Source organism: Scytonema sp. UIC 10036 (assembly GCF_009725235.1).
On sequence record NZ_WJFC01000027.1, the window covers coordinates 18,349 to 30,679 of the forward strand.

Consider the following 12,331-nt stretch of genomic DNA (forward strand, 5'->3'; position numbering starts at 1 on the left):
TCATACCTCCTTTAATGTTTCAGCCCTATGTTCCGGAAGACAAAAGCACTTGCTGTCATAGCCATTGGCTTTCCCGTTACTCCTTTAATTGCACTCATACCCGTGCAACAAGTAGCACAAAACCAACTGAGTCCTCCAGAATGTAGGGTGGCAAAGTGGGAATTACCCGCCACCGCTCAAAATCAACCTCAAAATATCACAAATCCAAAGCCTGTTACACCACCACTAGTACCTATTCAAAAGTCACCTTTTCCTTGTTGTAAAGATGATATCTCTTGCTTGGATAAGCAATTATGGGGAGAAAACAGTCAATTACCAGACAAAAAAGCGCTGATAACGTCTGTCGATCGCAGCCTGCAATATTTGTCTTCCAGTAACGCTGCAGTGGCTTACCAAGGAGCTCGAGTAGAGGGAATTACACGAGAACGTGTTATTAAAAGTTTACGAAGGTTTCGCGAACTTCTGCTACAATCCAAATCAGCCACAGAACTCAATGCAGCGATCGCAAAAGAATTTGTTTTTTACCAATCTGTAGGTAGTGACGGCAAAGGTTCCGTTTTGTTTACCGCTTACTACGAACCAGTTTACGCTGCCAGTCGCGTTCCCACAGCAGAATACCGCTATCCTGTTTATCGTTTACCACAAGATTTACAATCTTGGTCGAGACCCCACCCTACACGCTTGGAATTAGAAGGTGCGGATGGGTTGCAAGCTTCAAAAGGTCGATTGCAGGGGTTGGAGTTGTTTTGGTTTCGCGATCGCCTAGAACCATACTTAGCACAAATACAGGGTTCTGCTCGATTGCAGTTTCCTGATAGAAAGCAGACAACTATAGGGTACGCTGGCAATACAGCTTATAACTATAAAAGTATTGGAAAATCCCTAGCAGAAGATGGCAAGCTTCAACTTGAAGGGATGACTATGCCAACTATTTTGGACTATTTCCAGAAATATCCACAAGAATTAAATATTTATATTCCTCGCGATCGCAGCTTTGTGTTTTTTCAAGAGAACTATGGAGCGCCAGCACGAGGTTCTATTGGCGTAGCACTGACAGCCGAGCGTTCAATAGCAACGGATAAATCCTTGATGCCCCCCGGTGCTTTGGCGTTCATTAGAGCACCTTTTCCCTTTGTAAACAAAGCTAGTGGAAAAATGGAACACCGGATTGTGAGTCGTTACGTTCTCGATCAAGACACAGGAGGTGCAATCAAAGGCGCAGGTAGAGTCGATTATTTTCTAGGTACCGGTTCGGTAGCAGGCGATCGTGCTGGTGTCACAGTCAGTCCCGGTCAATTGTACTATTTACTGTTAAAGCCCACCATATAAATCTCTCGTTCCCTGGCTCTGCCTGGGAACGCGGACTGTGAGATAAATCTCTCGTTCCCTGGCTCTGCCTGGGAACGCGGACTGTGAGGCTCCGCCTCCTGTATCGATCTCTCAAGGGAGGCGGAGCCTCTTAAAAGGCATTCCCAGGCTCAGCCTGGGAACGAGGTGGGATGAAGTTTTAACGTGGCAAACCACTGCTGTGAATTGACGCAACTCCTGCTAAATCCAAAATTTGCGGAATCAAATCTTCACGCTTCACTGCCATCATGTGAACTCCGTGACACAGTTGACGCGCTATCTGCACCTGTTCGGCTGCAATTTTCATTCCTTCCTCTAAGGGTTTTTTTGCTTTTGCCAATCTATCTATTATGTGTTGGGGAATATTTACACCCGGTACACATCGATTGATAAATTCAGCATTCTTAGCAGATTTTAAAAGAAAAATTCCAGCTAAAATCGGTTTATTACAACTACCAGCTATTTGATGCATAAACTTTTCTAGCCGTTCAAAATCTGTAATTAACTGACTTTGAAAGAACTGTGCGCCTGCTTCTAGTTTGCGATCGAATCGGCTTTGCAAACCCGACCAACTGTTACATTGGGGATCGACGGCTGCGCCAGGAAATAAGTTAAGTGCTCCATCTGTGAGTGGTTGCTCGTTGCAATCAACACCATGATTGAGTTTTTGTATCAATTGTAGCAAGCGTACTGCCTCTAAATCAAACACCCCTTTGGCTTCCGGGTGATCTCCTGCTTTTACGGGATCGCCAGTCAATGCGAGTATGTTAAGAATACCCAATGCATGAGCACCCATAAGATCTGCTTGCAAACCGATACGGTTACGATCGCGGCAAGCAATCTGACAAATCGGCTCAATTCCATTTTGTAATAATATAGCTGATGCCACGAGTGAGGACATCCGCAGCACAGCACGACTGCCATCTGTGATGTTGACGGCATGAACCCTCCCCTTAAGAGTCGCCGCCATTTCAATCATGTGTGTTGGATCTCCCCCTTTAGGAGGTGCAACTTCAGCAGTCACGAGAAACTCCCCTGCTTGCGCGGCTGCGCGAAATGAACTCAAGGGAGTGGTTTTCAAGATGTTGTCCATAAAATTGGAAGAAGTTAATTCTAGACCTTAGATGTATGGTCAATCTAAAATCTAAAATTAAATGTGTAAAAATGCTACAGTGGTAAAGAGTAACCCATTGCCTTTTTAACCTGTGTAACTGTTTCGTTGGCAGCAGCCTCGGCTTTTTGCTTTCCTTCGCGCAACACAGACTCAAGGTAACCTTTATCGTTCAATATTGCCTGGTACTTTTCCTGAATGGGTTTCAACGCGGCATTCACCACATCTGTCAACAAAGGCTTAAATTGCCCCCAGCCCATATCCTGACATTCAGACGCAACTTCTTCTTTGGTCTTGCCTGAAAGCAGCATATACAGCGTTAATAAATTGTTACTTTCAGGACGTTCCGGATTGTCAAACTCCAAACCTCGAACTGGATCGGTTTTACACCGCTTAATTTTCTTGGCAATCTCATCAGGAGAATCTAACAGATTAATCCGGCTCAATTCCGACGGATCGGACTTTGACATTTTCTTAGTACCATCTGTTAAACTCATTACCCTAGCACCTTCCTTACGAATTAAGGGTTCTGGTAACTTCAGCACTGGACGATCCGGTTTGGCAAACAAGTGGTTAAACCTGTTGACAATATCCCGTGTTAATTCCAAATGTTGCTTTTGGTCTTCACCCACTGGGACTTTATCTGTTTGATAGAGTAAAATATCAGAAGCCATTAACACCGGGTAGTCTAACAAACCCGTGTTAACGTTTTCTCCCTGCTTCACTGCCTTTTCTTTAAACTGAATCATATCTTCCAGCCAATTTAGGGGAGTGATACAGTTAAGCAACCAAGTCAGTTCGCTATGGGCAGATACGTGAGATTGTATAAAGATAGTGGAGTAGTTTAAATCGATACCACACGCAAGGTAAAGAGCTGCGATCGTGTAGCTATCTGATGCAAGGGTTGCTGGATTGTGCGGTGCTGTGATGGCGTGTAAATCCACCACACAAAAGAAATTATCGTACTGGTTTTGGATTTCCACCCAGTTACTAATAGCACCTAAGTAGTTACCTAAATGTAGATTGCCCGTAGGTTGAACGCCAGAAAAGACTCGTTGCTTGTTGCTCATGAATTTTACTGTGAGTTGTTAATTGCTAATTGCTAATTGCTAATTGCTAATTGTTCAAAAACTATTAGCCATCAGCCATTAGCCATTAGCCACTAACAATTAGTTTACAAAAATAGACAAAACGTAAGCGAGCTTCGAACGCTGATTTATGCAGGTAGTCCGCGAGTTGTGGTGAGCCTTTGAAGCCCAGATGACCAAGCAATATCAGAACTTATGAGGGTTTTTTACGAAAAGATGCTAAAAGACGCCGATCGCCCCTAATTTTAAAATGAATCTCATTCCTTGGCAAAATAACTAGGGGAAATATGGAAAAAAGTAGCCAATTCTTTAATTTGAGCCTCTGTAAGTTGCTGTTTACCATCTAAAATATCTAAAACAGTAGACTCACTTCCACAAATGTGAGCCACATCTTTTGGGCTAAGATTAGATTCCTCTAATAAGGCTTTGAAAAGGTCAACTCCTTTAAGAATTGGCATCTGCTCATATTTTTGTTCATAGTCGTAGACTAGAGTTCCAAGCACTTTCAAATAATCTTTATCATCTTGGATGAGATTTCCTTTATCCAAGATAGAGTTTATGTGATTTTGAGTAGCAATTAACTCTATGTCATTGGTAATTGGACGGGGAGGAAATCTATTAATTAGCTCCATATAGTAGTTGCTAGGAATTTTTAAACCACTCGTCATTTTTCCAATTCTCCTTATCGTATTCAGCATGGGTAAGCACAGCACGAACAAAGATTATTTGAGAGCTATAATCTATGTAAGTAATGAGTCGGTAGTGATTACCGCTAATATTGAAAACTGTAAAATTACTAACTATATCCGCAGAAGGAAAAACTTGGTGTAAACTAGTCAAGTCTTGAAATTGAGAATCAGATATGCGTTGATACCATAACAACAGCCCAGATTTAGCATTAGAGTGTTTCTCCCAAAATTCTCTTAGAGTTCTTTTGCTAATAACACGCATGAAATTTTGGCAATCCTTTTGGATATAATCCAGTAAGCACTGTTACAGTATTCTACATAGATTTTAGCTTCTATAACTACCATAGGTTTGTTATGGCAAATACCTTGTGCTGGCTCATTCTTAATTATGGCACTATGATGACCCAACAGGCTTATTAAGGCTTCCTAGAAGTGAAGAGCAAAGTTCTTGCGGTAATTGTTTTACAACACGCTCAAAGGGAGTTAGCTCGTTTAACCCATGCGACACTATTAAAGCCCCTTGAATCGCTATGAGGGCATTTTCTGCTCGTTCTCTTGCTAAAGATTCTTTTAATCCTGCTTCTATTAAAACATTTGCGATCGCATCAATCCACGCACGCAAGACTGCTTGCACCTTGGCATGAAAAACATCTCGTGCTGACCCCATCAATATTATGGCTGTCAAGCAGGGTTGTTGCCCACCCTCGTATAACTCCAGAACGCGATCGCACATTCTAGACAATCGAGTGAGCGCATCTCCTTCTGAACGCAGTGCTTTTAAAATGTGTTGCTCAAACCAGCTATTGATAAAATCCAACACAGCCGTCATCATTTCATCTTTGCCACCAGGGAAGTGGTGATAGAGGCTTGCTTTCCCCAGCCCTGTTGCTTGAGAAATTTTGGATAGGGTTGCGCCATCGTAGCCATATTGTCGGAATAATTGCAGCAAACAGGGGATATAAGTGTCTTTTGCCATTTGTCTGGAAATTAAATTTGACCTCTTGACATTATACCAAACGATTGGTACAGTTTTTATACCGAACGATTAGTACAATTTTAGAGGATAAATCCATGATTAAACTTTACGGTCACGAATTATCTGGTAACAGCTACAAACCAAGGCTTTTGCTATCGCTTTTAAATATTGAGCATGAATGGATAAAAGTTGATTTGATGAAAGGCGAACATAAGTCTCCTGAATTTCTTGCCATCAATCCCTTCGGTCAAGTTCCCGTTCTTGTAGATGGTGAGACTGTGCTTGCAGATGCTCAAGCAATACTCGTCTATTTAGCTCGTCAGTATGGTGGCGAACAATGGTTACCACTGGATGCGGTAGCACTGAGCCGAGTTGTGCGTTGGCTGTCTACTACAGCAGGTGAAATTCGTCAGGGACCGGAATTTGCTCGTCGCTACCACCTGTTCAATGCCAATTATGTCAATATCGATTGGGTAAACCAAAAAGCAGAATTTATTCTGACACAGCTTAACCAACATTTGAGCGATCGCCAATGGTTGGAATGCGATCGCCCGACTATTGCAGATATAGCAGTTTTTCCTTACGTTGCTCTAGCACCTGAATGCCAATTGGAGTATTACGTCGGTGTTCCAAGTAACCGCCTAAACAAGCGATCGCTTCAACAGCCCAACTAACTGTTAATATCTTGGGTAGTTTGGGCGATTTAGCTTTCAAAACTTTAAGCTCAAGGGGATTAAGAATTTCAATGGCGGGTGCTGAAGCCTGGGTACGATGTAGGTCTGTGTTTGGTCTAATCAAATTGCCGTATGGCGACCCTTATTTGTCAGCAGACCTTGAAGCCCAACTCCCCCATACTACCTCCTTGTAAGTCATGTTCAGAGGTATTTGCTCTGCCTGCTTGCTCCCACTTTACGCCAGTTGCGTAAGACCTGCTAATATCTGATGAAAGTTGTAAATCTTTGCTTTTCAAGTTAGCATGAGAATGCTCAAAAATTTAATATAGAAAGGGTTCTAGAAAACTACTAACACATTTCCCAAGATATTGAAGATTATATCCTCCTTCTTGAATTAAAACAGTTCTGATATTTAATTCTCTTATTTTTCGAGCAATTTTAGAATAACTTTCTATATCCAGTAAAAAGCCCCCAATTGGATCTAGTTTATAAGTATCAAATCCTACAGTTACAAATAGAATATCAATTTTTTTACTCCTAATTTCAGTTAAAGCTTGTTCTAAAACTTCTAGGTAAACTCCCTCAACAGAACCAGAAGGTAAGCAAAAGTTCCGATTAAACCCTACCCCCCTATCAGCACCAACTTCATACTCAAACCCTGAAAAATAAGGATATTTATTATTAGGATGAGCATGTATAGAAATAGTCAACACATCTGAAGAATCATAAAAAATTTCTTGAGTTCCATTGCCATGATGAAAATCTATGTCTAGTATCGCAGGAAAAAATCCACAGTTCAAAGCATATTTAGCTGCTATAGATGCGTTTGCAAGATAACAGTATCCGCCTGCCATACTTTCAGTTGCATGATGTCCTGGTGGACGACAAATTGAATAACTATATTCTCCAGTTTGAATTGTATGTTTCGCTGCCGAATATGCTAGAGAAACAGAATTTTTAGCTACTTCCCAAATATTTGGCGTGAATGGAGTAAAAAGGTCAAAACAATACTTACTTGCTAATATAATTGGTTTTGAATGTTCCTGCTTTAACCACTTTGAAAATTTAAAAACCGAAGGGTAAATAATTGGAGTCTCACACACCTCTAAATTCTTGAGAAACTGTACATAATCTTGTTTATGAATTTCAAGTATCAAGTCTTCTGGAACTGTTGTGATTAAAGAAAATTCAATTTTATGAATTTTGCCCAAATCTTCTAAAATTACTTCAACTCTTTCAGAAACCTCTGGGCATTCTAGTTTTTGCCCATTAAAAAGTTCAAAATTTATTTCATGTTTCCTATGAATTTCATTTATAAATATTTTCATGAGTTTTGGTCTCCGTAAAGTCTAGTAGCCGTGTAGCTGTAGCTGGGATTGGGAGTAGACTCATAAGCTAAGTTAAGCACAATACGAGAAATATTATCGTTAAGAAGCTCTGTTACTTGGTGAAGACATCGATCGGCACGAAGCAAATATGCATCTCCTGAAGCATGATGTTTGGTTTGAACAAGATTAGAACAACGAGCAAGCTCAACTAAAGGGTCAACATTGAGTTTTGGGTCAGCACCAAGACTATCTAAAAAGTTATTCCAATTAGGAATAAGCTCAAGCAAGCCTCCCTCAAGCTCACAAGGAGCCTCAAAAATAATTACTAGAGCATAGCTTGGATCGTCTAAATGCCAACCGTGAGTGGCTCCAGCGCAAAGCAAAAAGTTAGCTACCATAAATTCTTCTGGGTGAAGACAAGGATAAATTTCAGTACCCACAATCATTTGAAGGAAATGACTCAGATTTTCATCTGAGTAAAGACTTTTTAGCATCGGAGATAGCTTTAAGATTTTTTGTCCCCCAAGAACACTGAGTACGCGCGGGGTTTCATAGCCTTCCATCACGAAGTTCTTTTTTATGGCGAATGGTTCGATGCGCTTAAGTTCTGCTTTAAGGTCAGTAAACGCCTCCAAAGAAAATAAACCTGGAAGCTTAACATAATTGTCAGTGATAAATTCATGTCTAAGTTGTGTCAAAACATCATAATCTGTGTATTTTTTAGAGAGAAGATTTGCCCAAAGACAAGGTTGAGCGTCTGGTTGTTTAAGAGCTTGTTTCGCGACTAGTTTATTCATCGTTTTAAAGCACAAATTTAGTAATAAGGTTCTTTGGCATCAGCTTATCGGGCATTTCAGATAATTAACAAGGTAATAATCGGTTAGTTGCTCTGTACCTTAACCTCGGTATCCGACTCATCCTTGTTTTGACTTTGACTTAGAAACAGTGCGGCTAAGACAAGAAACCCGCCAATTAGACCGCGTATTCCAAGATGCTCGCCAAGTAGCCAAAATGAGAAAATTGCCGAGAAGACTGGCTCTATTGTGTAGATTAAAGCAGCTTCGGATGCCGAAACCCAGCGCTGTGCCAAGGTTTGAAGCCAGATTACAGCAGCAGTCGCAAAGAGCGCTAGGTAAAGAATCGGTTTCCAGTGCTGGCTTATTGCCTCAAACTGCGTGAGGATTTGTGAGTTACTCCAGAGTGCGCCTAGCCCCCCAATAAACAGTAGTTGGATGCTGGTTAATGATAAAGTCGGGTGGCGTAACGTGACTTTCTCTAGGAACAGCGTATAGAGTGCATAAAGAACAGCACCACCAAACATCAACAGATCACCAATTCCTAGCTCTCCCCCTTCCCAAAACATGATACCAATCCCAAGAGCAGCGACTCCTGCGGCTAAGAAAGTTTTCCACAGTACGCGCTGACCGCTCAACCATCCCAGTAGAGGTACGATGAGTGCGCTTAGACTGACAATGAATACTGCTCGGTTTGCTGGTATAGTCTTGAGTGCAATCGTTTCGGTAGTTAAGTAGAAGAAGAACAAAAGCCCTAAGACCATACCATCACGAAGCAAAAGTGCATTTAGACTGCGTAAGTGTATAATGAAAACTCCTGCCGCTAACAAAAAGCGTGTGGCGATCAATGCATTCGGATTCATACTACTAACTATGTCTTTAGTCAAAGGGAAAGTCGTAGCCCCAATTAGATTAATAAAAATCAGCGATATTATTCCTTTAAGACGCAAAAAGTTTTCAGTTTGCATAAATAGCAAGTAATACCAATTTAATATGAAGCTGCACTGTAAACGATAGCCGAACTTTGGGGTGATGCCTTTTTGCCATGGGGTTCTTTCTGTGGATCTTCATATGGAAACGGTATAAGACGTTATGAATTGATTGAGAAAGATTTTTATGCACCATGTTTTCAGTTTTCACACAGACCTAGTCCGATTTGGAAGCGCTACGGAGAGCAAGTGAACAATGCAACCAAAAGGTCAACAGCATATTTGCTTTTGATGATTTAGATAATTTTTCATCGGTATGGGAAATATTAGTCAGGCTTGTCAGATCAGGATTAGTCATTGTTTTATAGTTGGTACCCGATGTATCTGATAAATCAGTGTCATATATTTGAGCGTGAATTGCAATAGCAGATAAGACAGATAAGACAGATAAACTAGACAGTTAAGAATTAGTTATAAATTTTTGTAAAGCCACCACAAAAAGCGCTTTGGTAGCAACGACAAGATGGCAGCAATAGCGATATTAAATTTTTACTTAACTGTTTTAACTGTCCTAACTGTCCTTGCATTTTTAATTTAACAGTGTGAGATTTAGGGTGAAGTGTAGTGTTATACATTCCTTATAATACGCCTATTTTATTATCGCTAAATTTAATACCCATACAATCAGTGAAAAGTCAACAAAGAAAGCTTGGGCAGGTGCGATCGCCATGCTATTGACCATTGCTGAAGCAGCAATCAAAATATCCGCCTCTCCGATAGGAGTTCCTTTTTTCCTTAGTTCTGCATAGATATCAACGGCTTGAACAACGATCTCATAAGTTAAAGGGAGAATAATATTGTTGGGACAAAATTGTTCAAATGCTTTGAGTTGTTTATTAGCCGCTTTAGCTTTCAGTCCTCGCAGAATTTCATAGCGAGTAATAATCGAGAAAGTAAACCTGCTATGTTGCTCCAAATATGCTTGAGTTTAAGCAAGGACAAGAGAATTTTGGTGCAGAATGACTGACAGCGTATCGGTATCTAAAAGCACTGGTTCTTGGCTCATATTTCAGTTCTATCAGAGAAAAAATTGTCTTGATTGAAGACGATGTCTTCAATTTCGTCAATATCCGTTGCTGACAATCCTTCATAAACTTGAGCAGCAAGTTGTAGCATATCTTGAGGACTAAGAGGAGTAGTAGGTTCAACTATCAATTGGACAAATTGCCCTTCAGTCAATTCAGGTTCTTCTAAGGGGCGAAATACCTCATTTTCATAAATAGCTTTCAAGGTTTGCATTTAACGATAACCTCCTCAATAGTTACTTAAACGCCATCATACATCCAACTACAGTCTTAATTGTTTTAGTCGTTAGCCATTCACGCTTAGTTTACAAAAATAAATAAAACGTAAGCTCTTTTGAAGCAAAGTCACAGTAACCTAAAGTTTAAGTATTTTAAACACTCCGAGGTGTGTGCTCCATGAAAGCTTTACTCCTCTGGCCTATAATGCCCAATTCTTTCTGGTCTTACCAGGAAACACTTGATTTATCAGGTTTACGCAGTACAAATCCTCCTTTAGGATTAATTACAGTAGCTGCATTGTTGCCTGCTCATTGGGAAATCCGATTGGTTGACCGTAATATCTGTCAGGAGACAGATGACGATTGGGCATGGTGCGATTTAGTGATTGTCTCTGCAATGATAATCCAGAAACAGGATTTTCGGGAATTGATTCAAAAAGGAATTGCGTTAGGCAAAAAAGTGGCTGTGGGAGGACCATTTCCCACATCAGTACCGGAATTTGCGCTGGAAGCAGGAGCTAATTATCTGATTTTGGATGAAGGAGAATGCACTGTTCCTCTGTTTTTAGAAGCTTTAGCACGGGGAGACGAACGGGGAATTTTCCGCGCTACAGAAAAACCGGATGTGACTCAGACTCCTATAGCCCGCTTTGACTTACTGAATTTAGATACATACCTAGCGATTACCATACAGTTTTCACGTGGTTGCCCTTTTCAGTGCGAGTTTTGCGACATTATCAACTTGTATGGGCGCAAACCTCGTACAAAAATACCAGAACAAATGCTTAAGGAGTTTCAAGTCCTCTATGATTTGGGCTGGCGGCGGTATGTGTTTGTTGTGGATGACAATTTTATTGGGAACAAACGCAACGCTAAGGTATTTTTGCGATCGCTCATCCCTTGGATGGAAGAACACAATTATCCTTTTATCCTCATAACAGAAGCTTCTCTGAACTTGGCAGAAGATGACGAACTCATTGAGTTAATGGTGAAAGCTGGTTTCACCATGGTGTTCATGGGTATTGAAACACCAGATACAGATAGCCTATTGGGCATTCACAAAGTTCAGAACACGCGCCAAGATTTAATAGAGTCTTGTCATAAAATCACGCGAGCGGGATTGCAGATTATGTCCGGCTTCATCATGGGCTTTGATAACGAACGCCCTGGTGCAGGTAAAAGGATTCGGGAATTTATGGAAGAGACAGGAATTCCTCAAGGACATTTTAGCTTGTTACAGGCATTGCAAAACACTGCTATGTGGAACCGCTTGCAGCAAGAAGGAAGATTGCTTGATGGCTTTGGGACGGTTCACCAAGGCACGATTATGAACTTTATACCAACGCGTCCAGTGGAAGAAATTACTGAGGAATACATTGACGCATTTTGGCATATTTACGAACCAATGCCTTATCTCAAACGCACTTTCCGTCACATGATGATGATGAAGGGATGGCGTGGAAAAACCAAGCGCCCCATAACTTGGCATGAAATTCGCTTATTTGCGGCATTATGCTGGCGTCAGGGTATAGTGCGTTCTACAAGATTGAGGTATTGGTGGCAATTGATAGCGATCGCTCTTGTCAAACCCCGTCTTGTCTATGATTATTTGACAGCCTTGGGTATTGGCGAGCACTTTTTCACCTACAGACATGAAGTTAAAGCACAGTTACAGGCGCAGTTAGCTGCATTACATCGTGCAAAGGAAACACAGCAGGAGGAAAAAAGTTATCAGCTAGAAACTGTTTAGTTGCATCAGAACTGGTGCAGGGTATTGAGCACTGCCCCTCCAGGTATGTCCTTACGGATACGCTACGCGTTGCCGATAAGAGATCCCTGGAAGGGTTTCCCGTGCCCAGGGACTTAGTGAACCTGGAGAGACGTTGTTTGTATAGCCATTGAGAAACGGGAATCTATACTCCTTTATTACTAGCTAAAAATGCGAAAACACGTAGGTTGGGTTGAGGAACGAAACCCAACCTACAGAAATTTTTATGCGAGCAGTATTGGGAGATATAGTACTCGACGTTAACATAGATTTTTTCCAAATCCTCACATTTTGGCAATGATTTTTGCACATCTTCTTATAATA

The 12,331-nt window shown here is 41.1% G+C and carries 12 protein-coding genes and 2 pseudogenes; 3 read left to right on the forward strand and 11 right to left on the reverse strand.

Translation table 11 applies throughout. The features are described 5' to 3' along the window. Positions 1 to 27 precede the first annotated feature (27 nt). Positions 28 to 1,329 carry an MltA domain-containing protein gene (locus F7734_RS15045; protein ID WP_207714106.1) on the forward strand — a complete coding sequence of 434 codons (1,302 nt, stop codon included), beginning with the start codon at positions 28 to 30 and terminating at the stop codon, positions 1,327 to 1,329. Between the two features lie 178 nt (positions 1,330 to 1,507). Here F7734_RS15045 and F7734_RS15050 read toward each other — a convergent pair whose 3' ends face one another. From F7734_RS15050 to F7734_RS15070, 5 genes are all read right to left on the reverse strand, one after another. Further along, on the reverse strand, positions 1,508 to 2,440 hold the full coding sequence (locus F7734_RS15050; RefSeq protein ID WP_155745475.1) for a methylenetetrahydrofolate reductase: 933 nt from the start codon (positions 2,438 to 2,440) through the stop codon (positions 1,508 to 1,510). A 74-nt stretch (positions 2,441 to 2,514) separates the two neighbouring features. After that, the gene (trpS, locus tag F7734_RS15055; RefSeq protein ID WP_155745476.1) at positions 2,515 to 3,528 is read right to left on the reverse strand and encodes a tryptophan--tRNA ligase; all 1,014 of its coding nucleotides are present in this window, start codon (positions 3,526 to 3,528) and stop codon (positions 2,515 to 2,517) included. Positions 3,529 to 3,803: 275 nt separating this feature from the next. Beyond that, entirely contained in the window at positions 3,804 to 4,214 is a 411-nt protein-coding gene (locus tag F7734_RS15060) for a transcriptional regulator (protein ID WP_155745477.1), read from the reverse strand. Then, complete coding sequence (locus tag F7734_RS15065; RefSeq protein WP_155745478.1) at positions 4,189 to 4,497, reverse strand: type II toxin-antitoxin system HigB family toxin; 309 nt, start codon at positions 4,495 to 4,497, stop codon at positions 4,189 to 4,191. The genes F7734_RS15060 and F7734_RS15065 overlap by 26 nt, the downstream gene beginning before the upstream one ends. A 132-nt stretch (positions 4,498 to 4,629) precedes the next feature. After that, positions 4,630 to 5,211 (reverse strand): TetR/AcrR family transcriptional regulator, encoded by a 582-nt coding sequence (locus tag F7734_RS15070; RefSeq protein WP_155745479.1) that lies wholly within the window; start codon positions 5,209 to 5,211, stop codon positions 4,630 to 4,632. Between the two features lie 95 nt (positions 5,212 to 5,306). Between F7734_RS15070 and F7734_RS63460 the strand changes: the two are divergent. Continuing rightward, positions 5,307 to 5,534 (forward strand): annotated as a pseudogene (locus tag F7734_RS63460) (glutathione S-transferase N-terminal domain-containing protein); the annotation flags it as partial. A gap of 268 nt (positions 5,535 to 5,802) precedes the next feature. Here the strand turns inward: F7734_RS63460 and F7734_RS63465 are convergent. From F7734_RS63465 to F7734_RS15100, 6 genes and pseudogenes are all read right to left on the reverse strand, one after another. Then, positions 5,803 to 5,964, reverse strand: a pseudogene (locus tag F7734_RS63465) (IS4 family transposase); the annotation flags it as partial. 241 nt (positions 5,965 to 6,205) lie between these two features. Continuing rightward, a complete protein-coding gene (locus F7734_RS15080; RefSeq protein ID WP_155745481.1) occupies positions 6,206 to 7,213 on the reverse strand; it encodes a histone deacetylase family protein in 1,008 nt (335 codons plus the stop codon). Beyond that, positions 7,210 to 8,010, reverse strand: coding sequence for a hypothetical protein (locus F7734_RS15085; RefSeq protein WP_155745482.1), 801 nt, complete (start codon positions 8,008 to 8,010; stop codon positions 7,210 to 7,212). The genes F7734_RS15080 and F7734_RS15085 overlap by 4 nt, the downstream gene beginning before the upstream one ends. An 83-nt stretch (positions 8,011 to 8,093) precedes the next feature. After that, positions 8,094 to 8,975 (reverse strand): EamA family transporter, encoded by an 882-nt coding sequence (locus F7734_RS15090; protein WP_155745483.1) that lies wholly within the window; start codon positions 8,973 to 8,975, stop codon positions 8,094 to 8,096. Between the two features lie 610 nt (positions 8,976 to 9,585). Beyond that, complete coding sequence (locus F7734_RS15095) at positions 9,586 to 9,912, reverse strand: PIN domain-containing protein (protein ID WP_207714107.1); 327 nt, start codon at positions 9,910 to 9,912, stop codon at positions 9,586 to 9,588. Between the two features lie 86 nt (positions 9,913 to 9,998). Beyond that, a complete protein-coding gene (locus tag F7734_RS15100; RefSeq protein ID WP_155745484.1) occupies positions 9,999 to 10,235 on the reverse strand; it encodes an antitoxin family protein in 237 nt (78 codons plus the stop codon). 182 nt (positions 10,236 to 10,417) lie between these two features. Here F7734_RS15100 and F7734_RS15105 point away from each other — a divergent pair, with 182 nt between their 5' ends. Continuing rightward, a complete protein-coding gene (locus tag F7734_RS15105) occupies positions 10,418 to 11,989 on the forward strand; it encodes a B12-binding domain-containing radical SAM protein (RefSeq protein ID WP_155745485.1) in 1,572 nt (523 codons plus the stop codon). Positions 11,990 to 12,331: the final 342 nt, after the last annotated feature.

What these genes read in the sequence shown, in the direction of transcription:
- trpS (WP_155745476.1), bottom strand. Translation starts at nt 3,528, where the DNA reads ATGAGCAACAAGCAACGAGTCTTTTCTGGCGTTCAACCTACGGGCAAT.
- F7734_RS15105 (WP_155745485.1), top strand. Translation starts at nt 10,418, where the DNA reads ATGAAAGCTTTACTCCTCTGGCCTATAATGCCCAATTCTTTCTGGTCT.
- F7734_RS15050 (WP_155745475.1), bottom strand. Translation starts at nt 2,440, where the DNA reads ATGGACAACATCTTGAAAACCACTCCCTTGAGTTCATTTCGCGCAGCC.
- F7734_RS15085 (WP_155745482.1), bottom strand. Translation starts at nt 8,010, where the DNA reads ATGAATAAACTAGTCGCGAAACAAGCTCTTAAACAACCAGACGCTCAA.
- F7734_RS15080 (WP_155745481.1), bottom strand. Translation starts at nt 7,213, where the DNA reads ATGAAAATATTTATAAATGAAATTCATAGGAAACATGAAATAAATTTT.
- F7734_RS15070 (WP_155745479.1), bottom strand. Translation starts at nt 5,211, where the DNA reads ATGGCAAAAGACACTTATATCCCCTGTTTGCTGCAATTATTCCGACAA.
- F7734_RS15100 (WP_155745484.1), bottom strand. Translation starts at nt 10,235, where the DNA reads ATGCAAACCTTGAAAGCTATTTATGAAAATGAGGTATTTCGCCCCTTA.
- F7734_RS15090 (WP_155745483.1), bottom strand. Translation starts at nt 8,975, where the DNA reads ATGCAAACTGAAAACTTTTTGCGTCTTAAAGGAATAATATCGCTGATT.
- F7734_RS15060 (WP_155745477.1), bottom strand. Translation starts at nt 4,214, where the DNA reads ATGACGAGTGGTTTAAAAATTCCTAGCAACTACTATATGGAGCTAATT.
- F7734_RS15045 (WP_207714106.1), top strand. Translation starts at nt 28, where the DNA reads ATGTTCCGGAAGACAAAAGCACTTGCTGTCATAGCCATTGGCTTTCCC.
- F7734_RS15065 (WP_155745478.1), bottom strand. Translation starts at nt 4,497, where the DNA reads ATGCGTGTTATTAGCAAAAGAACTCTAAGAGAATTTTGGGAGAAACAC.